This is a genomic window from Micromonospora gifhornensis (genome assembly GCF_016863515.1).
GTDB classification, from domain to species: Bacteria; Actinomycetota; Actinomycetes; order Mycobacteriales; family Micromonosporaceae; genus Micromonospora; species Micromonospora gifhornensis.
Genome location: NZ_BOPA01000003.1, coordinates 100,367 through 124,555 on the forward strand (window position 1 = coordinate 100,367; position 24,189 = coordinate 124,555).

Annotated in this window: 19 protein-coding genes and 1 pseudogene; 14 read left to right on the forward strand and 6 right to left on the reverse strand. The window is 71.8% G+C overall.

The features are described 5' to 3' along the window. Positions 1-1,053: an AAA family ATPase gene (locus tag Vgi01_RS01885; protein WP_013735099.1), complete on the reverse strand. Its 1,053-nt coding sequence runs from the start codon at positions 1,051-1,053 to the stop codon at positions 1-3. 455 nt (positions 1,054-1,508) lie between these two features. On the opposite strand from Vgi01_RS01885, the gene leuS reads away from it, so the two are divergent. Continuing rightward, positions 1,509-4,367: a leucine--tRNA ligase gene (gene leuS / locus Vgi01_RS01890; protein WP_204289957.1), complete on the forward strand. Its 2,859-nt coding sequence runs from the start codon at positions 1,509-1,511 to the stop codon at positions 4,365-4,367. 81 nt (positions 4,368-4,448) lie between these two features. Here leuS and Vgi01_RS01895 read toward each other — a convergent pair whose 3' ends face one another. Continuing rightward, a complete protein-coding gene (locus tag Vgi01_RS01895; protein WP_204289958.1) occupies positions 4,449-4,679 on the reverse strand; it encodes a hypothetical protein in 231 nt (76 codons plus the stop codon). Between the two features lie 132 nt (positions 4,680-4,811). After that, positions 4,812-5,273, reverse strand: a complete 462-nt coding sequence (locus Vgi01_RS01900; protein ID WP_505842218.1) for a DUF8746 domain-containing protein — start codon at positions 5,271-5,273, stop codon at positions 4,812-4,814. On the opposite strand from Vgi01_RS01900, the pseudogene Vgi01_RS30380 reads away from it, so the two are divergent. Next, positions 5,212-5,600 (forward strand): annotated as a pseudogene (locus tag Vgi01_RS30380) (response regulator); the annotation flags it as partial. The gene Vgi01_RS01900 and the pseudogene Vgi01_RS30380 overlap by 62 nt on opposite strands. Positions 5,601-5,638: 38 nt before the next feature. On the opposite strand, the gene Vgi01_RS01905 reads toward Vgi01_RS30380, so the two are convergent. The 3 genes from Vgi01_RS01905 to Vgi01_RS01915 all read right to left on the reverse strand — a co-directional run bounded on the left by Vgi01_RS01905 (position 5,639) and on the right by Vgi01_RS01915 (position 8,383). Further along, entirely contained in the window at positions 5,639-6,271 is a 633-nt protein-coding gene (locus Vgi01_RS01905; protein WP_102660406.1) for a TVP38/TMEM64 family protein, read from the reverse strand. A gap of 152 nt (positions 6,272-6,423) precedes the next feature. After that, positions 6,424-7,146 (reverse strand): type 1 glutamine amidotransferase, encoded by a 723-nt coding sequence (locus tag Vgi01_RS01910; RefSeq protein ID WP_102660397.1) that lies wholly within the window; start codon positions 7,144-7,146, stop codon positions 6,424-6,426. After that, positions 7,136-8,383, reverse strand: coding sequence for a MurT ligase domain-containing protein (locus Vgi01_RS01915; RefSeq protein ID WP_102660398.1), 1,248 nt, complete (start codon positions 8,381-8,383; stop codon positions 7,136-7,138). Before Vgi01_RS01915 ends, Vgi01_RS01910 begins: the two co-directional genes overlap by 11 nt. A gap of 345 nt (positions 8,384-8,728) precedes the next feature. On the opposite strand from Vgi01_RS01915, the gene mraZ reads away from it, so the two are divergent. The 12 genes from mraZ (at position 8,729) to ftsZ (ending at position 24,180) form a co-directional block, all read left to right on the forward strand. Further along, positions 8,729-9,160 carry a division/cell wall cluster transcriptional repressor MraZ gene (mraZ, locus tag Vgi01_RS01920; protein ID WP_102660399.1) on the forward strand — a complete coding sequence of 144 codons (432 nt, stop codon included), beginning with the start codon at positions 8,729-8,731 and terminating at the stop codon, positions 9,158-9,160. A 209-nt stretch (positions 9,161-9,369) separates the two neighbouring features. Continuing rightward, entirely contained in the window at positions 9,370-10,470 is a 1,101-nt protein-coding gene (gene rsmH, locus Vgi01_RS01925) for a 16S rRNA (cytosine(1402)-N(4))-methyltransferase RsmH (RefSeq protein WP_204290012.1), read from the forward strand. Further along, a complete protein-coding gene (gene ftsL, locus Vgi01_RS01930) occupies positions 10,467-11,075 on the forward strand; it encodes a cell division protein FtsL (protein WP_204289960.1) in 609 nt (202 codons plus the stop codon). The genes rsmH and ftsL overlap by 4 nt, the downstream gene beginning before the upstream one ends. Before the next feature lie 3 nt (positions 11,076-11,078). Then, the gene (locus Vgi01_RS01935) at positions 11,079-13,295 is read left to right on the forward strand and encodes a peptidoglycan D,D-transpeptidase FtsI family protein (RefSeq protein WP_204289961.1); all 2,217 of its coding nucleotides are present in this window, start codon (positions 11,079-11,081) and stop codon (positions 13,293-13,295) included. Positions 13,296-13,454: 159 nt separating this feature from the next. After that, positions 13,455-14,975: a UDP-N-acetylmuramoyl-L-alanyl-D-glutamate--2,6-diaminopimelate ligase gene (locus Vgi01_RS01940; RefSeq protein WP_204289962.1), complete on the forward strand. Its 1,521-nt coding sequence runs from the start codon at positions 13,455-13,457 to the stop codon at positions 14,973-14,975. Continuing rightward, positions 14,972-16,396, forward strand: a complete 1,425-nt coding sequence (locus Vgi01_RS01945; RefSeq protein WP_204289963.1) for a UDP-N-acetylmuramoyl-tripeptide--D-alanyl-D-alanine ligase — start codon at positions 14,972-14,974, stop codon at positions 16,394-16,396. The genes Vgi01_RS01940 and Vgi01_RS01945 overlap by 4 nt, the downstream gene beginning before the upstream one ends. Then, on the forward strand, positions 16,393-17,526 hold the full coding sequence (mraY, locus tag Vgi01_RS01950) for a phospho-N-acetylmuramoyl-pentapeptide-transferase (RefSeq protein WP_204289964.1): 1,134 nt from the start codon (positions 16,393-16,395) through the stop codon (positions 17,524-17,526). Before Vgi01_RS01945 ends, mraY begins: the two co-directional genes overlap by 4 nt. Positions 17,527-17,961: 435 nt before the next feature. Continuing rightward, positions 17,962-19,374: an FtsW/RodA/SpoVE family cell cycle protein gene (locus Vgi01_RS01955; protein ID WP_239088766.1), complete on the forward strand. Its 1,413-nt coding sequence runs from the start codon at positions 17,962-17,964 to the stop codon at positions 19,372-19,374. Further along, entirely contained in the window at positions 19,374-20,480 is a 1,107-nt protein-coding gene (murG, locus tag Vgi01_RS01960; protein WP_102660946.1) for an undecaprenyldiphospho-muramoylpentapeptide beta-N-acetylglucosaminyltransferase, read from the forward strand. Before Vgi01_RS01955 ends, murG begins: the two co-directional genes overlap by 1 nt. Then, positions 20,477-22,009: a UDP-N-acetylmuramate--L-alanine ligase gene (gene murC, locus Vgi01_RS01965; RefSeq protein ID WP_204289965.1), complete on the forward strand. Its 1,533-nt coding sequence runs from the start codon at positions 20,477-20,479 to the stop codon at positions 22,007-22,009. The genes murG and murC overlap by 4 nt, the downstream gene beginning before the upstream one ends. Continuing rightward, a complete protein-coding gene (locus Vgi01_RS01970) occupies positions 22,006-22,821 on the forward strand; it encodes a cell division protein FtsQ/DivIB (RefSeq protein ID WP_102660948.1) in 816 nt (271 codons plus the stop codon). The genes murC and Vgi01_RS01970 overlap by 4 nt, the downstream gene beginning before the upstream one ends. A 243-nt stretch (positions 22,822-23,064) precedes the next feature. Further along, complete coding sequence (gene ftsZ, locus Vgi01_RS01975; RefSeq protein ID WP_013735081.1) at positions 23,065-24,180, forward strand: cell division protein FtsZ; 1,116 nt, start codon at positions 23,065-23,067, stop codon at positions 24,178-24,180. Positions 24,181-24,189 lie beyond the last annotated feature (9 nt).

The following is a 24,189-nucleotide window of genomic DNA, read 5'->3' on the forward strand; positions in this document are numbered from 1 at the left end:
TCACGGCCTCCGCGGCTCGAAGGGGGGCCGGCCGTTGCCGGTCGGCGGCCGGTTGTCGTACGGCGAGCGCTTACGGTCGTGCGGCAGCGGCAACCGGTGCACCAGGTCGGCGATGATCGCGTCGGTGGTGCGGCGGGCGAGCTGGGCGTCGGCGGTCGGGATGAGCCGGTGTGCCAGCACGGGTACCGCGAGCACCTGAAGATCGTCCGGCAGCACGTAGTCGCGCCCGTCGAGGGCGGCCACCGCCCGCGCGGTGCGCAGCAGTTGCAGCGTGCACCGGGGGGACGCGCCGAGCCGCAGGTCGGGCGACTCGCGGGTGGCGGTGACCAGGTCGATGGCGTACTGCTTGACCGCGTCGGCGACGTGCACCTGCCGGACGTGCCCGATCAGCCGGCGTACCGTCTCGGCGTCGGAGACCGGCCGCAGCGCCGCCAGCGGATCCACCGCGCCGTGCGCGTCGAGCATGGCCAGCTCGGCGGTCGGGTCCGGGTAGCCCATCGCGATCCGGGCGGTGAAGCGGTCCCGCTGCGCCTCCGGCAGGGGGTACGTCCCCTCCATCTCGATCGGGTTCTGGGTGGCGATCACCATGAATGGCGTCTGCAGCTGGTAGGTCACGCCGTCGACGGTGACCTGGCGTTCCTCCATGCACTCCAGCAGGGCGGACTGCGTCTTCGGCGAGGCCCGGTTGATCTCGTCGCCGACGACCAGGTTGGCGAAGACGGCACCCGGCCGGAACTCGAAGTCGTGGGTCTCCTGGTTGTAGACGCTGACGCCGGTGACGTCGCTGGGCAGCAGGTCGGGGGTGAACTGGATGCGCCGTACCGAGCAGTCGATCGAGCGGGCCAGGGCCTTGGCCAACTTCGTCTTGCCGACCCCCGGCACATCCTCGATGAGCAGGTGACCTTCGGCGAGCAGGACGGCCAGGGCGAGCCGCACGGTGGCGGTCTTGCCCTCGATTACCTGTTCGATGTTGGCCACGATGGCGTCGCTCGCGGCGCGGAACTCGTCGAACGGCAACAGGCCGCCAACCTCGTCCCAGGTCTGCTGTGTCACGGGCCTCCTCCTCGTCGCCATCACGGCAGCTCTGTAGTAAGAGCACCTGGCCCCGCCGTTGGGTTCGCGACGTGCAAGCCTCGTCTGCCGCAACAATCTCACTGGCCTCTCAGGCTAACCATGTTTGTCGCCGACGCCGACCTGCGCAGCTGTTTGAGCGCTTACGCAACGTTTGTCACTCACGCAGCGCATGTCGCTGGTTCTTCTCGGGTGATGGGGGCCCGGGTGGGTGGTGCACGACGCGCTCGTACCGGTTGGCGGTACACTGCCGGACATGGCCGGAGTCTTCCTGCTTACCCAGCCGTGCTGATGCGCTGAAGGCGCGACAGCACGGCGGCCCCTCCTGCGTGAGGGGCTTTTTCGTGCCCGCCGCCGGGCCGGGGCGGGCCGCCGAGACAGATCCGAGACCAGCCAGCACTCCGACAGACTCCGCCGAGCGATGCGAGGAGAAGGCCATGAGCGAGCGGCAACGAGCGAGCGAGGCAGCCATCCCGACCAGCGACACCCCACCGTTCCGGTACACCGCGACGCTGGCCGACGACATCGAACGCCGCTGGCAGGACGTCTGGGAACGCGAGGGCACCTTCCACGCGCCGAACCCGTCCGGCCCGCTGGCCGACCCGGCCCACCCGCGCTCCGGCGCGGAGAAGCTGTACGTGCTGGACATGTTCCCGTACCCGTCCGGCGCGGGCCTGCACGTCGGGCACCCGCTGGGCTACATCGGCACCGACTGCTTCGCCCGCTACCAGCGGATGGCCGGGCGCAACGTGCTGCACGCGATGGGCTTCGACGCCTTCGGCCTGCCCGCCGAGCAGTACGCGGTACAGACCGGCACCCACCCCCGGACCACCACCGAGGCCAACATCGAGCGGTACCGGGAGCAGCTGCGCCGGCTGGGCCTGGCCCACGACCAGCGTCGGTCGGTGGCCACCATCGACACGGACTTCTACCGCTGGACCCAGTGGATCTTCCTGCAGATCTTCAACTCCTGGTACGACCGCGACGCCGGTCGGGCCCGCCCGATCAGCGAGCTGACCGCCGAGTTCGCCGGCGGCACCCGGCGCACCCCGGACGGACGTCCGTGGGGTGAGCTGTCCGCCGCCGAGCAGCGGGCGATCATCGACGACCACCGTCTGGCGTACGTGTCGCAGGCGCCGGTGAACTGGTGCCCCGGCCTGGGCACCGTGCTGGCCAACGAGGAGGTCACCGCCGACGGGCGCTCCGAGCGGGGCAACTTCCCGGTCTTCAAGCGCAACCTGAAGCAGTGGATGATGCGGATCACCGCGTACGGTGACCGGCTGCTGGACGACCTGGACAAGCTGGACTGGCCCGAGCCGATCAAGCTGATGCAGCGCAACTGGATCGGCCGCTCCACCGGCGCCCACATCGACTTCCCGACGGCGACCGCCCCGATCCGGGTGTTCACGACCCGGCCGGACACCGTCTTCGGGGCCACCTACATGGTGCTGGCGCCCGAGCACGAGCTGGTCGACGCGCTGGTGCCGGGCGCCTGGCCGGAGGGGACCCGGGACGCGTGGACCGGCGGGCACGCCAGCCCCCGGGCCGCCGTCGAGGCGTACCGCAAGGCGGCGGCGGCCAAGACCGACGTCGAGCGGCAGGCCGACACCAAGGAGAAGACCGGCGTCTTCATCGGGGCGTACGCCACAAACCCGGTCACCGGAGGGCAGATCCCGATCTTCATCGCCGACTACGTGCTGGCCGGCTACGGCACCGGCGCGATCATGGCGGTGCCCGCCCAGGACGAGCGGGACTGGGACTTCGCCGAGGTGTTCGAGCTGCCGATCGTGCGTACCGTGGCGCCGCCGGAGGACTTCGACGGCAAGGCGTACACCGGTGACGGCCCGGCCATCAACAGCGCCGCGCCCGACCGCGGCCTGCACCTGAACGGCCTCGGGGTGGCCGACGCCAAGGCCCGGATCATCGCCTGGCTGGAGGAGACCGGCAACGGTCAGGGCGCGACCACCTACCGGCTGCGGGACTGGCTGTTCAGCCGGCAGCGCTACTGGGGCGAGCCGTTCCCGATCGTGTACGACGCCGACGGCACCGCCATCGCGCTGCCCGAGGAGATGCTGCCGGTCGAGCTGCCCGAGGTGGACGACTTCTCCCCGCGTACCTTCGACCCGGAGGATGCCGACAGCGACCCGGAGACCCCGCTGTCACGCCGCCGCGACTGGGTCGAGGTGGAGCTGGACCTGGGTGACGGCCCCAAGCGGTACACCCGCGAGACGAATGTCATGCCGCAGTGGGCCGGCTCCTGCTGGTACGAGCTGCGCTACCTGGACCCGACAAACGACGGCCGGTTCGTCGACGCCGACAACGAGCGCTACTGGATGGGCCCGCGCAGCGAGGGCGACTGCGGCGGCGTGGACCTGTACGTCGGCGGTGCCGAGCACGCCGTGCTGCACCTGCTGTACGCCCGGTTCTGGCACAAGGTGCTGTACGACCTGGGCCACGTCTCCAGCTTCGAGCCGTTCCGCAAGCTGTTCAACCAGGGCTACATCCAGGCGTACGCGTACACCGACGCCCGTGGCGCGTACGTGCCCGCCGAGGAGGTCGCCGAACGCGACGGCGGCTTCTACCTGGGCGACGTCCAGGTCAACCGCGAGTACGGCAAGATGGGCAAGTCCCTGAAGAACGTGGTCACCCCGGACGAGATGTGCGCCGCCTACGGCGCCGACACCTTCCGGGTGTACGAGATGTCGATGGGGCCGCTGGAGGTGTCCCGCCCGTGGGAGACCCGGGCGGTCATCGGCTCGTACCGGTTCCTGCAGCGGGTGTGGCGGGCCATCGTCGACGAGCAGACCGGCGCGTCCCGGGTGGTCGACACCCCGGCCGACGAGGCGACGAGGCGACTGCTGCACAAGGTGATCGACGGCGTCCGGGGCGACATGGAGGCGATCCGGTTCAACACCGCGATCGCCAAACTGATCGAGCTGACCAACGGGGTGACCCGGTTGCCGGCCACCCCGCGCGAGGTGGCCGAGCCGCTGGTGCTGATGCTGGCCCCGGTCGCCCCGCACATCGCCGAGGAACTGTGGCGGCGACTGGGGCACGACACCTCGCTGACCTACGCGGACTTCCCGGTCGCCGACCCGGCCCTGCTGGTCGCCGAGTCGGTCACCTACCCGGTGCAGATCAACGGCAAGGTCCGCGGCCGCATCGAGGTCCCCGCCGACGCGACCGAGGAAGCGGTGCGGGAGCAGGCGCTGGAGGCGGTGGCCGCCGTGCTGGCCGGCAAGGACCCCCGCAAGGTCATCGTCATCCCCGGCCGCATGGTCTCCGTGGTGCTGTGAAAGGAAGGGGCCCTTCCTAACGCCTCGTGTAGAGGAAGGGCCCCTTCTTAACCACACACCGAGCGAACAGGCGCGCCGGCGTTACGGCTCGCGGCGGTGCAGCGCGAGTACGGTGACCATGGCGGCCACCGCTGCCCAGACGGCGTACGTCGTCCAGGACCAGGCGACGGTGGCCGGGTAGGGGTCGTTGATCCACGGCAGGGGACCGGTCGGCTCCATCAACCGTTGCCAGGCCGGCACCGGCATGGCGTGCCGGATCAGCGCGCTCCAGCGTTCGTCGGCGTCGACGGCGGTGGGCAGCAGGAGCAGCACGGTCGCGGCGGCGACGATCGCGGGCGCGGTGTGCCGGGTCAGCGCCGCCAGGGCATTCGGCGGCGAGCAGATCCCGGTAGCGTGCCGGCTGCCGGATCCGTGTGCGCCCGGTGGCGGACGGGGTCACGGTGGTCATCGGTCCTCCCCGGCGGCGTACTCGACGTCGGCGGCGGTGAGCGCCATGAAAGCCTTCTCCAGCGATGCGGTGCGGGTGGTCAGCCCGTGCAGCGGGATCCGCAGGCCCAGAGCCAGCTCGCCGATCCGCTCTCCGGTCACTCCGGTCACCGTCAGCGTCCCGTCCGGATCGCACCGTGTGGTCGCACCCTCGGTGGCCAGCGCCGTCACCAGCGATGCCGGATCGGGTGTACGCACGACCACCTCCGACCGGCCGGCGTGGGCGGCGAACTCGGCCAGGGACTCCTCGGCGATCAACCGGCCCCGGCCGATCACCACGAGTCGGTCGACACAATGCTCCATCTCGCCCATCAGGTGGCTGGAGACGAAGACGGTACGGCCTTCGGCGGCGAGCCCCGTGGTGTTGATGGACCTGTGGATGCCGGGTACGGACGGCATCCAGGCGACCCGCCAGATCATCGCTGCGGGTGGTCCCACCCGGGTGCTGGTCTCACCACCTTCGACGACGACGAACACGTGCACAGCGCGTTACGCGCCGGGGCGAGCGGCTTTCTGGTCAAGGACATGGCGCTGGAGGACATCCTCGCCGCGATCCGGGTGGTCGCCGCCGGGGACGCGCTGATCGCCCCGGGCGTCACCCGCCGGCTCATCGCCGAGTTCATCCGTCGGCCGGCAGCGGCGCCCCGCTCGCGGTCGTTGGCCGGGATCACCGACCCCCGTAACCACCCCTCCGGCCCTCCGGGCGGCAGTTTCAGGGAAAGTGTCGCTTCAGGGCCTCCGGAGGCAGCATCTTCTCCGAAACTGCACGCTTCCAGGGTGGGTGGTCAGGGGCGGTGGGCGGCGCGGGTTCGGCGTTCGGCGCGCCACCAGCGGGTGAGCAGGATTGCGCTGGCGATGAAGCCCAGGGCGGCGGGGGCGGCGGCGTACCAGTTGATCCCGCCGGGGGAGGTGACGGCGGCACCGAGGGCCGCGTAGCCGAACGCGGTCGGCGCGGAGGCGATGACGCTGCCGGTGAGGAACGGCAGCAGCCGCGCGCCGGTGGTGCCGTAGCCGTAGCTGACCAGGCCGAACCCGGAGATGGGCAGCAGCCGTACGGTCATCACCCCGAACACGCTCTGCCGGGTGAACCAGCGGTCCAGCCGGGCCAGTCGGCCGCGTACCCGTTCGGCGACGAAGTCCCGGCCGAGCAGCCGGCCGACGGCGAAGCCGACCGCTGCCGCCAGCAGTGCGGCACCCAACGCGTACAGGGCGCCGGGCAGCATTCCGAAGATCGCGCCGGCGGCGAGCGTGATGAAGGTACGCGGGACCAGCGCGACCAGCAGCAGCGCACCGCCGAGGACCGCCGCGACCGGGGCGAACCCGCCCAGCCGGTCGGCCAGGTGCGGCAGCGTCGCCGGGTCGGGCAGCGGCGTGAGCAGCAGCATCAACCCGAATCCGGCGAGCAGGAACAACAGCATGCCGAACCGCAGCGCCGACGACGTCGCGACGACGCGCAACACCCGTCGCTGCGCACCGCCGGACGACGCACCCCGCGACGGAGCGGTGCCGCCGGACGGAGCACCGCCGGGATCTGGTGACCGGCGGCCGAGCAGCCGCCGGACGGCCGGGATCATGGCCGGGCGGCAGCTGCCACCGCGGTTCGACGCTCGGCGCGCAGCCGGTCGGCCCAGGTGTCGTCAAGCGGCGGCAACTGCTGGGCGCCGGTGGCCCAGCGCAGCAGCAGGTCGGCCAGGGCCGGGTTGCGGGCCAGCGCGGGCCCGTGGGAGTACGTGCCGAGCAGCTTGCCCCGCCAGGCCCCCTCGGTGGCGCCGTCGTTGCCGACCCCGGCGGTGACCCGGGCCAGCGGGGACACACCGGGGCCGAGCCGGGTACGACCGCCGTGGTTCTCGAAGCCGGTAAGCGGCGGCAGACCCAGCCGGGCGTCGATGTCCCCGGCCAGTTCGCCGACCGCACGGCTGTCGCCCCGGTCCGAGCTGATGTCGAGTAGTTCCAGGCCGCGGTACTGGGTGCCCTTGGCGAAGAACGAGGTGCCGAGCAGTTGGTAGCCGGCGCAGACCCCGAACACCACCGACCCCTGGGCCACGGCCCGGTGCAGGCCACCGTCGGCGAGCAGCCGCTGCGCGCCGAGCGCCTGCGGCCCGTCCTCGCCGCCACCGATGAGGTAGATGTCGGCGGTGGTCGGCAGCGGCTGGTCGGAGCGGACCTCATGCACCTCGACCGGGAACCCGCGTTGGCGCGCCCGCCGGGCCAGGATCAGCGCGTTGCCCCGGTCGCCGTAGGTGGACAGCAGGTCGGGGTAGATCCAGACGATGCGCAGGGTCTCAGTTGACACGGTCCAACTCCGCTCGGATGTCCTGGAACGCGGTGTAGTTCGCGATGACCTCCAGCCGCCCCGGCGGCACCGCCCGCACGGCGTCGTCGAACGTGCGTACGTGCTGGAACGGCACGTCGTTGACGTCGAGGCGGACCGCAAGGTCGTACGCCCGGTCGCCGGTGATCAGCACCTGGCGTCCGCGCAGCGGGGCGAAGTCGACGTCGAACAACCATGAGGTGTCCAACCCGTCGGGATCCCGCGCGTTGATGGACAGCAGTGTCGGCGCCAGCTCCGCCATGTCGAACGCCTCCAGCCAACTGGCCGGGTTCTTGGCCAGCAGCAGGCGGACCGTACGCCCGTCCCGGACGACCTGGGCGTACCGTCCGGCGACCGAGGTGACGTCGGCCAGGCGGGGAACGGCGTCGAACGGACGTACGCCGAACTCGGCGGCGACGGCCAGCGCGGTGGCCGCGTTGCCGATGTTGACCTTGCCGGGAAGCTGGAGCTTGACCTTGTACCAGGCGCCGGTCGGGTCGAGGACGCCCTGCTCGTCGACGGTCCACTGCGGTTGCGGCCGGCGCAGCGGGCAGCCGGTGCACCACCACTGCTCGCCGGAGCGCTGGATGGTGGACCCGCACTCGGGGCAGACCCAGGAGTCGTCGTGCCAGCGCTGCCCGGCGGAGAACCAGGTGACGTGCGGCGGCGTGATCCGCTGGTCGTGGGTGGCCGGCGGGGTGGCCGCCCAGACCACCATCGGGTCGTCGGCGTTGGCGATGATGCGGATGTCGGGATGCCGGACCAGCGCCGCGCGCCAGAGCTGCGCCATCATGGCGACCTCCTTGGCGCGGTCCAGCTGGTCGCGGGAGAGGTTGAGCAGCGCCACCACGTGCGGCTCGGTCGCCTCGATCACCTGCGCGAGGTAGTGCTCGTCGACCTCCAGCACGGCGTACGGGGTGCTGCCCGCCTTCGCCAGCGCCGAGGTGTGGCCGGTGGGCATGTTGGCGCCGAACGAGTTGGTGGCGACCCGACCGAGCACGCCGACGGCCGCGGCGGCCAGTCGGGTGGTGGTTGTCTTGCCGTTGGTGCCGGAGATCAGCGCGATGGCCCGACCGGCGGAGAGATGAGCCAACAGGTCCGGGTCGATCTTCAAGCCGATCCAGCCGCCGATCACCGAACCGTCGCCACGGCCCGCAGCCCGCGACAGCGCCGCGGCGGTCCGTGACACGGAACTGGCCACCTTTGCCCGAAGGGGCATCTTTGCGTCCGTCACGCGAGCGAGGTTACCGGACCATGGCGGGGCTCAGATTGCCGATCCGTTCGGGTGGGCTTTGTCGGCGATGCGGTCGGTGGCGGCTGGCCGGCCGGAGTGGATCTATGTCGGATAGCGGACCAGGCCGCGGGGCCCGCTGCGCCCTCCACTCCGCCCCACCCCGACTGACGTGCGCTTTTGTGGTCCAACGTGGCGCGCCACGCGGTCCAATCTGGTTGCGGGTGGAGGGAAGTGGAGTAGAGTGGGGCGCATTGGTGAGGCCGGGAGGGCCCACCGGCCCGGGGGGTCAGCGGCGCGCGAACGCCGCTACAAGGGCGAGGGGGTTGGGCCGTGTTTCTCGGCACCCACACTCCGCGCCTGGACGACAAGGGCCGGTTGATCCTTCCGGCGAAGTTCCGGGATGAGCTGGCGGGGGGTGTCGTGATCACCAAAGGGCAGGAGCGCTGCCTCTACGTCTTCCCGACGCCTGAGTTCCAGCGCATCGCGGATCAGTTGCGTGAGCAGCCGATGACACACAAGGCGGCCCGGGCCTACAGCCGTGTCTTCTTCGCCAGCGCACACGACGAAGTGCCCGACAAGCAGGGCCGGGTGACGATCCCGGCACACCTGCGCAGCTACGCGGGGCTCGACCGGGACCTGGTGGTCATCGGCGCGAGCACCCGGGTGGAGATCTGGGACAAGGTCGCCTGGGAGACCTACCTCGCCGAGAGCGAAGACGACTTCGCCGACATCGAGGAAGGGGTGCTGCCCGGCGGTCTGTAGGGCGTGACGACGCCCGACGTACTGCGAGATCTCCAGCCGCTTTCGAGTTCCTGGCATCCCTTCCCCGGTGCCAGGCGCACGATCCGACACGGAGGGCTGTGGCCCGACGGGCGGGCGGGGAGCGGATGGGGATCTGGCGGTACGACGGCACGGCGTCGTCCGACGAGCAGGACGCAGAAGAAAACAAGGTCAAGCCAGTGGGGGTCGACATGGGGGAGCTACGCGGCACGCACGTGCCGGTGCTGCTTGAGCGGTGTCTCGAGCTGCTGGCCCCCGCACTGGGTCGCAGCGGGCGCACCGTGCATGTCGACGCGACACTGGGCCTGGCCGGCCATGCCGAGGCGGTCCTGCAGGCGCATCCGGAGACGATCCTGGTGGGCCTGGACCGGGACACCGAGGCGCTCGAGCACGCTCGGGTGCGGTTGGCCCGCTTCGCCGACCGGATCCACCTGGAGCACGCCGTCTACGACGAGCTGCCCGAGGTGCTCGACCGGCTGGGCTATCCGACAGTCGACGGGATCCTGTTCGACCTCGGCGTCTCCTCGCTGCAACTCGACGCGCCCGACCGCGGGTTCGCGTACGCGCAGGACGCGCCGCTGGACATGCGGATGGACCAGACCCGGGGGGTGACCGCCGAAGAGGTGGTCAACACGTACACCCATCCGGAGCTGGCCCGGGTGCTGCGGGTGTACGGCGAGGAGAAGTTCGCCGGCCGGATCGCCTCGGCGATCATCCGGGAACGGGAACGCGCCCGGATCACCTCGTCGGCGCGACTGGCCGAGTTGGTCCGGGAGTCGATTCCGGCGCCAGCCCGACGAACGGGTGGACACCCGGCAAAGAGAACGTTTCAGGCTTTGAGGATCGAGGTAAACAGGGAACTGGCAGTGCTGGAGACGGCACTGCCGGCCGCCCTGGACCGACTTTCCGTCGGCGGTCGCCTGGTGGTCCTGTCCTACCACTCGCTGGAGGACCGGCTCACCAAACATGCGCTCGTCGACCGGGTCCGCAGCACCGGCCCGGTCGACCTCCCGGTCGAACTGCCCGGGTCGGAGCCGACGTTCCGGCTGCTCAGCCGGGGCGCGGAGCTGCCCGGGGAGGCGGAGGTCGCCGCCAACCCGCGCGCCGCCTCGGTGCGGCTGCGGGCGGCGGAACGGATCGACCCGCAGGCCCGGCAGCAGGGGCGTACCGACCGCGAACGGTACCGCCGCCGGGTCAAGGCGATGCACCAACCGGGGACGGGATCGGCCACCGGATCCGAATCGGGTCCACGGCCGGGGGAGACGACGGACGAAGAGGGGGAGGGAACATGAGCGTGGACAAGCGCCGGAACATCGCCGGCGCCGGGCAGCGCGTACCGCGGTCGGGGGGCCGGATCGCGGCGGAGCGGGCCCGGGGGGCCGGGGACACCACCCGGCGTACGGAGCGGATGAGCCCGCTGGAGCAGACTCGCGCCCGGGGGGCGCGCGAGTTCCGCACCGAGGGCAGCGCCGCGCTGCGGCCGGTCGAGCGGGCCGGTGTCAGCGAGCCGCAGCGGGAGGCGGCACCGCGACTGCGGGTCGCTCCGCCGCCGCCGGTGCGGGTGCCTCGGGCGCCGTTCGCGGCGCTGGTGGTGATGCTGGTCGTCGGTGGGGTGCTGGGCATCCTGGCGGTCAACACGAAGATCAACGAGAACGCCTTCCGGTTGCTGGAGTTGCAGGAGCAGCAGGCCAAGCTCGACGTGGAGCAGCAGCAGCTGACCAAGCAGATCGCCGACGCCGAGGCGCCGGGCAACCTGGCCGCCCAGGCCCGCAAGCTGGGGCTGGTCGAGTCGGGGGAGCCGGCCCTGATCCGGCTGCCCGACGGCAAGCTGATCGGGGTGCCGCAGCCGGCCGGGGGGCAGGCGTCGATCACGAGCACTCAGGGCGCGGAGGGGTAGACCGTGCCATCGAGGTCGGATGAACCGCGCCGGGACGCCACAGGCTCCCGGCGCGGTTCGTCGCGTGGTGCATCGGATCGGGGGGTACCGCCGCGCACCACCGGGGAGCGCGGTGGCGAACCGGGCATCGGTGGCATCTCCGACGCCCGGGCGTACACCCCGCGGGGCCGCACCATCCGGGAAGGCGGCGGCACCCCGGCGGCCGGTCGGGCCGAGCAGCGGCGTACCCCGCGCAGCAGTAGGTCGCAGGATCCGTTCCGGCCGGCGCTGCAGGTGCTCGACGGCGGTCGGGCGGCGGCGACCCGGGCCGGTGGCCGGCCCGGCGGTCCGACGCGTCGGGACGGCGGCACCGGCCGGGCCACGGTGGTGCGTACCGTCACGGCCCGCACTCCGCGTGGCGAAGCGGCCGAGTCGCCACGTCGGCGGGTCGGCGGCCGGGATCCTCGCCGCGAGGACGGGGCGGCCCCGCGCCGCCCCGCCCGCAAGCCGCCCCGCCCGCCCCGGCTCGCCGATCCGGTGCGCCGTCTGCGGCTGGGCACCGCGTTGGTGATGGTCATGTTCGTCGCGATCGGCATCCGGCTCGTCGTGCTCCAGGCGGTGGACACGCCCGCGTACGCCGACGGCGGGGTGGCCGACCGGCTGCGCACCGTGCAGCTACCCGCGCCGCGCGGGGCGATCTACGACCGGGGCGGCGCGGCCCTGGCGCACAGCGTCGAGGCCCGCTACGTCTACGCCGACCCCACCCGGGTCAAGGACATCGAGTCCACCGCCCGGACGCTCTCCCCGCTGCTCGGCATCCCGGCCTCGGAACTGACCGAGAAGATGCGACCCCGCAAGCGGTACGGGGTCGACTCGCGGTTCGAGTACCTGGCCCGGGGGGTGGACATCGACCGCGCCCGCGAGATCATGAAGCTCGAACTGCCCGGCATCTACACCCAGCGCGACGAGCGACGCGAGGTGCCCGGCGGTGACCTGGCCGCCAACCTGATCGGCTTCACCAGCATCGACATGGCCGGGTTGGAAGGGCTGGAGGCACGCTACGACGACCTGCTGCACGGCGAGGACGGCGAACGGACCTTCGAGATCGGCCTCGGTGCGCCCATCCCCGGCGGCTACAGTCGCACCACCCCGGCCAAACCGGGCAGTTCGATGGTGCTGACCATCGACCGGGACCTGCAGTTCATGACGCAGCGGATCCTCAGCGAGCAGGCCAAGGCGGCGCAGGCCAGCACCGCCGCGGCGATCGTGCTGGACGTGCGTACCGGGGAGGTGCTGGCGCAGGCCAGCGAGCCGACCTACAACGCGGCGCGGCCGCAGCACAGCGACCCGACCGACCGGGAGGACGCGGCCACCAGCTTCGTGGTCGATCCGGGCTCGGTGCACAAGGCGATCACCTTCGGGGCGGCGCTCCAGGAAGGGGTGATCACCCCCGACACGTCGTTCCCGGTGTCCAACGCCATCCGCAAGGGCGACACCTGGTTCCCGGACACGCACTTCGCCAACGGTCGCCGGATGAGCGTGGCCGGGATGATGGCCTACTCCTCCAACGTCGGCACCATCCAGATCGCCGACAAGCTCGGCCCGGAACGCCTGATCGACTACCAGCGCCGCTTCGGCCTGGGCAAGCCGACCGGTGTCGGCATGCCCGGGGAGGCCAGCGGCCGGCTGCTGCCGTTGTCGGAGTGGAGCGACTCGTCGCACGGGTCGGTGCCGATCGGGCACAGCGTCGACGCCACCCCGTTGCAGATGGCCGCCGCGTACGCCGCCATCGCCAACGACGGCACGTACATCCAGCCGCACCTGGTCAAGGAGACGATCGACCCGCAGGGCAACCGGACCCCGGCCGAGCCGCCGGCGACCCGTCCGGTGCTCAGCCCGGACAACGCCAAGGCGTTGCGGACGATCATGGAGGCGGTCACCACCGTGGAGAACGCCACCGGGCTGGCCGCCGCGGTCCCCGGCTACCGGGTGGCCGGCAAGACCGGCACCGGCTGGCGGCTGGTCGACGGCAAGAAGCAGCCCGGCGACGTGGCCTCGTTCATCGGGATGGCACCGGCGGAGAACCCGCGGTACGTGATCGCGGTATTCGTGCACAGCCCGAGCGGTGGTGGTGGAAAGGTCGCAGCTCCGGCGTTCCGGGACATGATGACCTTCACCCTGCGGCACTTCAAGGTGCCGCCGTCGAGTGAGGCGCCACCGAAGTTCACCGTCTTCCCGTAGGCCGGAGTGCGCCACGGTCGACCCGCCGGCACGTCCGGCCGGCGGGTCGATTCCGCCTTCGGTTCGCCAGTCGGCCACGACCTGCGGTTCGACCCCCTGTGGCGGAGATTCAGGCGCGCCGTGCGGCCATCAGCGGGCGACCGGGTAGGGTCTGACGCCGTGCGCGGCAATCCTCGTCCCCGTACCGTGACCGGAATCCGGCTCGGTGACCTAGCCGCCCGGCTCGCCGTGGCGCCCCCCACCACCGTCGATGCGATGGTGACCGGGGTGACCCACGCCAGCGGTGAGGTCCACCCCGGCGATCTGTACGCGGCCCTGCCCGGTGCCCGACGCCACGGCGCGGAGTTCGTCGCCGACGCGGCGGCGGCCGGCGCGGTCGCCGTGCTCACCGATGCGGCCGGTGCCGAACTGGCCGCCGGGCACGGACTGCCGACCCTGGTGGTGGCCGACCCGCGCGCGGTGCTCGGCACGCTCGCGTCGGCCGTCTACGGCGACCCGACCGAGAAGTTGACAGTGATCGGGGTGACCGGCACCGCCGGCAAGACCTCCACCGCGTACCTCGTCGAGTCGGGGTTGCGGGCGGCCGGTCACACCACCGGCCTGATCGGCACCGTGGAGACCCGCCTCGGCGACCTGGTGCTGGACAGCGTACGGACCACGCCGGAGGCCACCGACCTGCACGCGATGCTCGCCGCCGCGCTCGAACGCGGCGTCAGCGCGGTGGTCATGGAGGTGTCCAGCCACGCCCTGGCGATGGGGCGGGTCGGCGGGGTGCGCTTCGACGTGGGCGGCTGGACCAACTTCGGCTCCGACCACCTCGACTTCCACGCCGACGCCGACGACTACTTCGCGGCCAAGGCCCGACTGTTCGACGGCCGCTGCGCCCACGAGGTGCTCAACCATGACGACCCGGCGCTGAAGGCCCTGTTCAAGCCCGCCACGATCAGCTACTCGGCCGCCGGTGACCCCTCCGCCACCTGGTGGGCGGAGAACGTCGACGGCGAGGGGTACGCCCAGCGGTTCACCCTGCACGGCCCCGACGGGCTGGTCCTCGACGCCGGGGTGGCGCTGCCCGGGCGGCACAACGTGGCGAACGCCCTGCTGGCCGTCGCCGTGCTGGTCGCCGCCGGGGTGGATGTTGCCACCGCGGCGCGGGGGGTGGCCGCCTGCGGCGGCGTACCGGGGCGGCTGGAGTCGGTGGGTGTGGCCGGCGGGGTACGCGGCGTCGTCGACTACGCGCACAAGACCGACGCGGTGGTGGCCGTGCTGGCCGCCCTGCGGGAACTGAGCAGCGGCCGGCTGATCTGCGTGATCGGCGCGGGCGGTGACCGGGACCGGGGCAAGCGGCCGGCGATGGGCGCGGCCGCCGCAAAGGGAGCCGACGTGGTGCTGGTGACCGACGACAACCCGCGCACCGAGGACCCGGCGGCGATCCGCGCCGAGGTGCTCGCCGGGGCGTACGACGCCGGGACGCGGACCCGGATCGTCGAGGTGGCCGGGCGGCGCGCGGCCATCGACGAGGCGGTCCGCCGGGCCGAGCCCGGCGATGTGGTGGCGGTGCTCGGCAAGGGCCACGAACGTGGTCAGGAGATCGCCGGTGAGGTGTTTCCGTTCGACGACGTGACCGAACTGGCCGACGCGCTGCGGGCCCGCTTCGGCAGCCTGGGAGGCCAGCGATGATCGCATTGAGTCTGGCCGAGATCGCGTCGGCCGTCGACGGGCGGCTGGTGGCCGCCGACCCGACCGCACAGGTCACCGGCAGCGTGGAGTTCGACTCGCGCAAGGTCACCTCCGGCGGGCTCTTCGTCGCCTTCGACGGGGAGAAGGTGGACGGGCACGACTACGCCGCCGCAGCGGTGCAGGCCGGCGCGGTGGCGGTGCTGGGCACCCGCGAGGTGCCCGGGGTGCCGATGGTCGTCGTCGCCGACGCGTTGACCGCGATGGCCCGGCTGGCGCGTGCCGTGGTGGACCGGCTGCCGCAGCTGACCGTGATCGGGCTGACCGGTTCGTCCGGCAAGACCACCACCAAGGACCTGATCGCCCAGCTGACCGCGCGGCTGGGGGAGACGGTGGCGCCGCCCGGGTCGTTCAACAACGAGCTGGGTCACCCGTACACGGCGTTGCAGGCGGGGCCCTCGACGCGCTACCTGGTGCTGGAGAAGGGGGCCCGGGGCATCGGGCACGTGCGGTACCTGTGCGAGGTGGCGCCACCGCGCATCTCCGTGGTGCTCAACGTCGGGGTCTCGCACATCGGCGAGTTCGGGTCGCAGGAGAACATCGCGCTGGCCAAGGGCGAGCTGGTCGAGGCGCTGCCGGCCGACGGCCTGGCGGTGCTCAACGCCGACGATCCACTGGTCGACGCGATGGCCGGCCGTACGGCCGCCCGGGTCGTCCGCTACGGCGAGGCGGCGCACGCCGACGTGCGGGCGGTGGACGTGACGCTGGACGAGCGGGGGCGGCCCGCGTACACCCTGGTGACGCCGGAGGGCAGCGCGACGGTGCGGCTCGCGCTGACCGGGCGGCATCAGGTCTGGAACACTCTCGCCGCCGCGGCGGTGGCGCGGGAACTCGGCATGCCGCTGGTCGAGATCGCCGTCGCGCTGGGCGAACTCGGGCTGGTCTCGACCCGCCGGATGGACGTCTTCGAGCGCACCGACGGCGTGACGGTGATCGACGACTCGTACAACGCCAACCCGGCGTCGATGTCGGTGGCGTTGCGGGCGCTGGCCGGGGTCGGAGCGGGACGGCGCACCTTCGCGGTGCTCGGCTACATGGCCGAGTTGGGCGAGTTCGAGGCGCAGGGACATACCGAGGTGGGCCGGCTCGCGGCCGAGTTGGGCGTCGACCGGCTGCTCGTGGTTGGCGAGGCGGCGGTGCCGATCCACCACGGGGCGACATCGGTAGGTGACTGGGGAGGAGAATCGGTGCTGCTCACCGATCAGGCGGCGGCCGTTCAGGTGCTGCGCAGCGAGCTACGGCCGGGGGACGTGGTCCTGGTGAAGGGGTCCCGGTACCGGACCTGGGAGGTGGCCGACGCGTTGCGTGCCGACGCCGTCGTCACCGGCCCGGCTGATCCGGCGGCCGGAGGTGGCGCCGCGTGAGGGCCGTCATCGTGGCCATCGGGGTGGCCTTCCTGGTCTCGCTGTTCTGCACCCCGATCGCGATCAAGGTGTTCACCCGGCTCAAGGCGGGTCAGCCCATCCGGGCCGAGGGCCCGCAGATGCACCAGGGCAAGAAGGGCACGCCGACGATGGGCGGCGTGGTGTTCATCCTCGCCACCGTGATCGCGTACGTCGCCGGTCACCTGGCCCTGACCACCCTGCCGGACGCGCAGATCGCCCAGGTCGAGCCGACCATCACCGCGCTGGTGCTGCTGGGGCTGATGGTCTTCGCCGGTGCGGTCGGCTTCATCGACGACTTCCTCAAGGTGCGCAAGCGGCACAGCGGTGGCCTGAGCGCCCGGGGCAAGCTGCTCGGGCAGATCCTGGTCGGCGCGGTGTTCGGCGTGGTGGCGCTCTGGTTCCCGTCCACGATGACCGACGCCACCGGCGCGGAGACCAACACCGAGACGGTCGGCAGCACCACGCTGAGCTTCATCCGGGACATTCCGGCGCTGGACGTCACCAAGATCGGTGCGGTGATCATCTTCATCTTCGTGGTGATGGCGGCGACCAACGGGGTGAACCTCACCGACGGCCTCGACGGCCTGGCCACCGGTGCGTCGGTGATGGTGCTCGGCGCGTACGCGGTGATCGCGTTCTGGCAGTACCGGCACTGGTGTGCCGACCCGGCGTACACCGCCAACCCGAACAACTACTGCTACACCGTCCGGGATCCGCTGGAGATCGCGTTGATCGCCGGGGCGGCGGCCGGCGCCTGTGTGGGCTTCCTGTGGTGGAACACCTCGCCGGCCCGGATCTTCATGGGCGACACCGGCGCGCTCGGCCTGGGCGGCCTCATCGCCGGCATGGCCATGTCCACCCGGACCATCCTGCTGCTGCCGATCATCGGCGGCCTGTTCGTGATCATCACCATGTCGGTGGTCATCCAGATCATCTCCTTCAAGACCACCGGCAAGCGCGTCTTCCGCATGTCCCCCCTCCAGCACCACTTCGAACTGGCCGGCTGGAGCGAGGTCAACATCGTGGTCCGCTTCTGGATCATCGCCGGCATCGGCGTGGCCATCGCCCTGGGCCTCTTCTACAGCGACTTCCTGGCCAACATGGGCTGACCCCCTTGTCTCGCTGTTGATCAAGAGGTTTGCGTCGTCGGGCAGTGGATTCCTGACGCAAACCTCTTGATCAATGCTGGGGGAGGGGTGGGTGGGGGCGGGGTGCGACACGCCGAGTGGGGGATACCGGGGGTGTCAGGTGGTGGCAGCGGCGATGATGGCGCTGTGGGGGAGGCGCGGGGAGACAGCGGCGGGGCGGACGACGGTCGGCGGCGGCGGACCGGTGGTGTGGCGCCTGGTGCGGGTGCGGCGGCTGGTGCGGCGAAGGCGGGCGCGGCGGCGGAGGCTGGGCGGGTGGCTGAGGCCGAACGGACCGGGGACACGGTACGGGCGGCGGGATCGGCCACCAGCGGTGCCGGGCGTACGGCCGGGGCGGGTGCGCCGGGGCCGGTGACGCCGGGTGGGCCGTGGCGTGGACTGGACGCCTTGGGCGGCCTGGCCGCGTTGCAGGGCCTGCTGGCCCGGCCGCTGGCCTCGTACCATCTGCTGCTGGCCAGCACGGGGCTGCTGCTGCTGATCGGCCTGACCATGGTCTTCTCGGCCACCAGCGTGCGCGACTACGCGGCGGGCGGCAACGCCTCGGCCTCGCTGGTCAAGCAGGCGATCTTCGCGGTGATCGGCATCGTGGCGTTCTGGGTCTGCCAGCGCCTGCCGGCACGCACCTACCGGGCGTTGGGGCGGCCGGTGCTGGCCATCGCGGTGGGGCTGCTGTTGCTGTTGAACCTGCTTGTGGCGTACGGGCGGTTGACCGGCGCTGAGGCGAGGATCGGGCCGCTGGAGGCCGAGCTGCTCGGGCTGTACGTCGGTGGCCTCGGGCTGCAGCCCTCGGAGTTGGCGAAGTTCGCGCTGGTGCTGTGGGGGGCGTACGTGCTGGCCCGCAAGGGCGCGGCGCTGGGCTGGTGGCGGGAGTTGGCCACCCCGCTGTTCCCGGTGGTGGGCCTGATGTTCGTCCTGGTCGGCTACAACGACCTGGGCAGCATGCTCTGTCTGATGGCGCTGGTCATCGGCCTGCTCTGGGCGGCCGGGGTGCGACTGCGGGTCTTCGCCACGCTCAGCGCGATCGGCCTGGCCGGCATCGGCCTGCTGGTGGCGGTGGCCTCCCTCGGCGCTGGTTCCGGGGTCCGGGGTGAGGAGAACTACCGACTGCAACGACTGACCATGTTCGTCAGCCCTCCGCCGCTGGAGCAGTGCCGGGAGCAACTCTGCTACCAGATGGTGCAGGCCCGGTACGCCATCGCCAACGGCGGCTGGTTCGGCACCGGGCTGGGGCAGGGGCGCAGCAAGTGGGACTGGCTGCCGGCGGCCGAGAACGACTTCATCTTCGCGGTGATCGCCGAGGAACTCGGCGTGGTCGGCTGCGCCGTGGTGGTCACCTTGTTCGCCGTGCTGGCCTACACCGGCCTGCGGATCGCCCGACGGGTCGACGATCCGTTCCGGCGGCTGGCGGCAGCGGGCGTCACCGCCTGGCTGATCGGGCAGGCCTTCATCAACATCGGCGGCGTGATCGGCCTGCTGCCATTGACCGGCGTACCGCTGCCGTTCATCTCGGTCGGCGGCAGCGCGCTTGTCGTGACCCTCGCGGCGGTCGGCATGCTGGCGTCCTTCGCCCGTGCGGAACCCGATGCGGCCCGAGCCCTGCATGCCCGCCCGCCCGCCCGATGGGTCCGACTAGTGTGGGCTCCGTTGCCGCCGCTTCCCGGCCGGCGTCGCCGTGCGGCGTCGCCGCCGGCTGCCCGAGGATCCGTACCCCGGGCCCGCAAGCGGCGTGCGGACGACCAGGCCGCACCGCGTGGCGCCCGGGACGGCCGGGGTCGCAGTGGGTCGGTGGCGAGCGAGAGGAGACGTTGATGGGTCCGCTGCGTTCGGTGGTGCTCGCGGGCGGTGGCACCGGGGGACACATCTACCCGTTGCTCGCCTTCGCCGACTGCCTACGCCGACACGACCCCGGCGTCCGGATCACCTGTCTCGGCACACCGAAGGGCCTGGAGAACCAGCTGATCCCGCCCGCCGGCTACGACCTGCGCAACATCCCGGCGTACCAGCTCCCTCGGTCGATCAACATGAACCTGGTCCGTACCCCGGGCCGGATGTGGACCGCGGCCCGCGCCGCGGGCAAGGTCATCGACGAGGTACGCGCCGAGGTGGTCGTCGGCTTCGGCGGGTACGTCTCCGTGCCGGCGTACCTGGCTGCCTGGCGGCGGGAGCTGCCGATCGTGATCCACGAGGTGAACGTGCCGCCGGGGGTGGCCAACCGGCTGGGCATGAAGTTCACCAAGAACGTGGCGGTGGGCTTCCCCCACCAGCCCGCCCAGGCCGAGTCGTTGCGGGAGGCGCGGGTGGTCGGTGTGCCGCTGCGGCGCAACATCGCCGGGCTGGACCGGGTGGCCATGCGTGGCGCGGCCCGCGCCCACTTCGGGCTCCGCCCGGATCTGCCGGTGCTCTTCGTCGCGGGCGGCTCGCAGGGCGCGCGGTCGATCAACCTCGCGGTGGCCGGTGCGGCAAAGGAGTTGGCCCGCAACGGCATCCAGGTGTTGCACGTGATGGGAGCCCGCAACGAGCCGGTGCCGATTCCGACCGACCTGCCGGTGCCGTACGTGACCCTGCCGTACCTGTCCGACATGGACGCCGGGTACGCCGCCGCCGACCTGATGCTCGGCCGGGGCGGTGCGATGACCTGCGCGGAGGTGGCGGCCATCGGCCTGCCCACCATCTACGTGCCGTACCCGCACAGCAACCAGGAGCAGAAGCGCAACGCGCTGCCGGTGGTCGAGGCCGGTGGCGGCCTGCTGGTCGACGACAGCGAGCTCACCCCGGACTGGCTGGAGCGTACGGTGATCCCGCTGATCCGCGACCCGCAGCGGCTGCACGCGATGGGCACCGCCGCCGCGGCCTACGGCCGCCGCGATGGCGACGAGGCCCTGCTCAACTTCGTCTACGAGGCGGTGTCCCAATGAAGACGTTCAGTCCGGCGGGTACGTTGACGGCGGAGGATCTGGGCCACATCCACCTGATCGGGGTGGGTGGGGTCGGCATGAGCGGCCTGGCCCGGTTGTTCCTCACCCGGGGGCTGCCGGTCTCCGGCAGTGAACTGCGCGAGTGGCCGTCGCTGGCCGGGCTGCGGGCGCTCGGCGGGACCATCCACATGACGCACGAGCCGGCCAATCTCGACGGTGTCGACACGGTGGTCTACTCCTCGGCCATCCCGGCCGATCACCTGGAGATGGTCGAGGCGCGTCGGCGTGGCCTGCGGGTCCTGCACCGCTCGGAGGCCCTGGCCGCCGCGATGACCGGCCGGCGTACGGTGGCGGTCGCCGGCACGCACGGCAAGACCAGCACCACGTCCATGGTCACCATGGTGTTCCAGCAGGCGGGTGCCGATCCGTCCTTCGTGATCGGTGGCGAGATCTCCGAGGTGGGCTCGGGTGCGCATCACGGCACCGGTGAGTACTTCGTGGTCGAGGCGGACGAGAGCGACAGGTCCTTCCTCATCTACCGGCCGTTCGTCTCGATCGTGACGAACATCGAGGCGGATCACCTGAACACCTACGGCGACCTGGCCAATCTGGAGGCCACCTTCGCCGAGTTCGCCCGGCTCACCGATCCGGACGGCTTCATCATCACCTGCGCCGACGACGCGGGCGGGCGGCGGCTGGCCGCCACGCTGCGGGCGGAGGGGCGGCGGGTCTACACCTACGGCGAGTCCGCCGACGCCGACCTGCGGCTCAGTGAGATGGCCTCCTCGGCGCGGGGTGTGCGCTACCTGGCCCACATCGACGGCCGCTCGCTCGGTGAGTTCCGGATGCCGGTGCCCGGCCGGCACATGGCCCTCAACAGCGCCTCGGCGGTGCTGGCCGCGTACCTGCTGGAGTTGCCGCTGGAGGCGGCGGAGGCGGCGCTGGCGGCGTTCCCCGGCGTGCGTCGGCGGTTCGAGCGCAAGGGCGTCGCCGACGGTGTCCTCGTCTACGACGAGTACGCCTACCATCCGACCTCGATGACCCTGGCGCTGCAGACGCTGCGCGAGGTGGCCGGCGAGGGTCGGCTGCTCGTCGTCTTCCAGCCCTACCGGCTCTACCGGACCCGCGACCTGCAGTCGGAGATCGCCGAGGCGTTGGCGATCGCCGACGAACTGGTGTTGCTGGAGGTCTTCGGCCCGGGTGAGCAGCGCGGCCCGGGGGAGGGGTCGGCGGCGCTGATCGAGGCGGTGGCGTTGCCGGCGGAGCGGAAGGTCTTCGTCGACTCCTGGGACGCCGCGCCGGCGGAGGTGGCCCGTCGGGCCCGCCCCGGCGACGTCGTGGTGACCATGGGTGCCCCGCCGATCTCGCTGATGGGTGACGAGCTGCTTGCCGCGTTGGCGGCGCGTACCGCCGATCCGCAGCAGGCGGCCGGCACGGTGGCCGGTGGGTCGGCCGGCGGATCGACGAGCATCGGCGGGACCGTTCCCGACACCGCTGCGCGCAACGGTGCGGCGCCTGTGGCGGAATGAGTCCCGGTCCGGCTCGCGGGCGCGGTACCGGCGTCGACGGCGGCGGCGGGTGGCGTCCGGCCCGCCAGTGGCAGTTGGTGCGCGCCGGCCGGGACGCGGTGCCCGCCTCCACCCGACGGTTCATGGCGCGGGCCCGGCGTCGCCGGATGCGGGCGGCGCTGCCGTGGGCGGTGGTCGGCGGTGTGCTCGCCGTGGCCGCCCTGGTGGCGTGGGTGCTGCTGGGCACCGGTTTGTTCGGCGTACGCGAGGTGCGGGTGGAGGGTGCCGAGCTGGTGAGCGCCGTGCAGGTACGCAACGCCGCCGGGGTGCTCGACGGTGCCCCGCTGGCCCGGGTGGATCTGGCCGAGCTGGCCGATCGGATCGGCACCCTGCCGCCGGTGGAGCGGGTGACGGTGCACCGCGACTGGCCGGACGCGCTGGTCGTGCGGCTCACCGAACGTACTCCGGTGGCGGTGGTGCCACGCGGGGAGCAGTTCGTGGTGGTCGACGCCGCCGGGGTGGCGTTCCGCACGGTGTCGGAGCGCCCGGCGGGTCTTCCGATGATCCGGCTGGCCGAGCCGGGCCCGGACGATCCGGCGACGGACGCCGGTCTCGAGGTGCTCGGCGCGCTCACCCCCGAGTTGCGCGAGCAACTGGTCGAGATCACCGTCGAGGGGCTGGCCCGGATCAGCGTACGGCTGCGGGGCGATCTGACGGTTTTCTGGGGAGATGCGACCCGGGGTACGGACAAGGCCCGCGTCGCCACCGCCCTGCTCGATCAGGACGCCACCCGCATCGACGTCAGCGCGCCGGACGTGGTCACCTTCCGGTGAGCCGTTGATCAGGTTGTGACGCTTGGCGCTCCCTCCGGCGACACGCCGGTAAGGTCCTTGGCTCATCGCTCGGCTGCGCCTACGTTGCCCGAAAGAGGATCAGTGGTTGACATAACTGTAACCCTCTAGTAGAGGGTGAGGGTTTACCCCCCTCGACCTCGCTGGTGACAGTCGCGTCGACCATGGGTCTGGCCGCGCCGTAACCGGTCGGGGAGTAGCCAATCTCGAAGGGAAGGACCGGAGATGACACCTCCGCACAACTACCTGGCGGTCATCAAGGTCGTCGGCATCGGGGGCGGCGGCGTCAACGCCGTCAACCGGATGATCGAGGTTGGGCTCAAGGGCGTCGAGTTCATCGCGATCAACACTGACGCGCAGGCGCTGCTGATGAGCGACGCCGACGTCAAGCTCGATGTCGGCCGTGAACTGACCCGGGGGTTGGGCGCGGGCGCCAACCCGGACGTCGGCAAGAACGCCGCCGAGGACCACCGCGACGAGATCGAGGAGGTGCTCAAGGGCGCCGACATGGTCTTCGTGACCTGCGGCGAGGGTGGCGGCACCGGCACCGGCGGCGCGCCCGTGGTGGCAAACATCGCCCGTAAGTTGGGCGCGCTGACCATCGGCGTGGTGACCCGTCCGTTCTCCTTCGAGGGCAAGCGGCGGCAGGTGCAGGCCGAGGCGGGCATCGACGAGCTGCGCAACCAGTGCGACACGTTGATCGTCATCCCGAACGACCGGCTGCTGGCGCTCGGGGACCGCAACATCAGCATGATGGACGCGTTCCGCACCGCCGACCAGGTGCTCCTCTCCGGTGTCCAGGGCATCACCGACCTGATCACCACCCCGGGTCTGATCAACCTGGACTTCGCCGACGTCAAGAGCGTGATGAGCGGCGCGGGCAGCGCGCTGATGGGCATCGGCAGCGCCCGCGGGGAGAACCGGGCCGTCGAGGCGGCCGAGGCGGCCATCTCCAGCCCGCTGCTGGAGCAGAGCATGGACGGTGCCCGTGGGGTGCTGCTCTCCATCGCCGGTGGATCCGACCTGGGCCTGTTCGAGATCAACGACGCGGCGCAGCTGGTCACGGACGCGGCGCACCCGGACGCCAACATCATCTTCGGTGCGGTCATCGACGACGCGCTCGGCGACGAGGTGCGGGTGACCGTGATCGCGGCGGGCTTCGACGGTGGCACGCCCGCCTACAAGGCGGCCGAGCCGGCCCGCAAGACCAACCAGAACCAGCCCGCGCAGCCGAGCACGCCGGTCGTGCCGTCGCCGGCCACCCCCGTGACGCCGCAGTCGCCACGCCGGGTGCTCTTCGACGACGTCGACGTGCCCGACTTCCTGAAGAACGGCTCCTGAGTACCGACC

Bases quoted from the DNA above. Each gene is read 5' to 3' on its own strand.
- leuS (WP_204289957.1), top strand. From the start codon at position 1,509: ATGAGCGAGCGGCAACGAGCGAGCGAGGCAGCCATCCCGACCAGCGAC.
- Vgi01_RS01900 (WP_505842218.1), bottom strand. From the start codon at position 5,273: ATGATCTGGCGGGTCGCCTGGATGCCGTCCGTACCCGGCATCCACAGG.
- Vgi01_RS01905 (WP_102660406.1), bottom strand. From the start codon at position 6,271: ATGCTGTTGTTCCTGCTCGCCGGATTCGGGTTGATGCTGCTGCTCACG.
- Vgi01_RS01915 (WP_102660398.1), bottom strand. From the start codon at position 8,383: ATGCCCCTTCGGGCAAAGGTGGCCAGTTCCGTGTCACGGACCGCCGCG.
- rsmH (WP_204290012.1), top strand. From the start codon at position 9,370: ATGGGGGAGCTACGCGGCACGCACGTGCCGGTGCTGCTTGAGCGGTGT.
- ftsL (WP_204289960.1), top strand. From the start codon at position 10,467: ATGAGCGTGGACAAGCGCCGGAACATCGCCGGCGCCGGGCAGCGCGTA.
- Vgi01_RS01945 (WP_204289963.1), top strand. From the start codon at position 14,972: ATGATCGCATTGAGTCTGGCCGAGATCGCGTCGGCCGTCGACGGGCGG.
- murG (WP_102660946.1), top strand. From the start codon at position 19,374: ATGGGTCCGCTGCGTTCGGTGGTGCTCGCGGGCGGTGGCACCGGGGGA.
- murC (WP_204289965.1), top strand. From the start codon at position 20,477: ATGAAGACGTTCAGTCCGGCGGGTACGTTGACGGCGGAGGATCTGGGC.
- Vgi01_RS01970 (WP_102660948.1), top strand. From the start codon at position 22,006: ATGAGTCCCGGTCCGGCTCGCGGGCGCGGTACCGGCGTCGACGGCGGC.
- ftsZ (WP_013735081.1), top strand. From the start codon at position 23,065: ATGACACCTCCGCACAACTACCTGGCGGTCATCAAGGTCGTCGGCATC.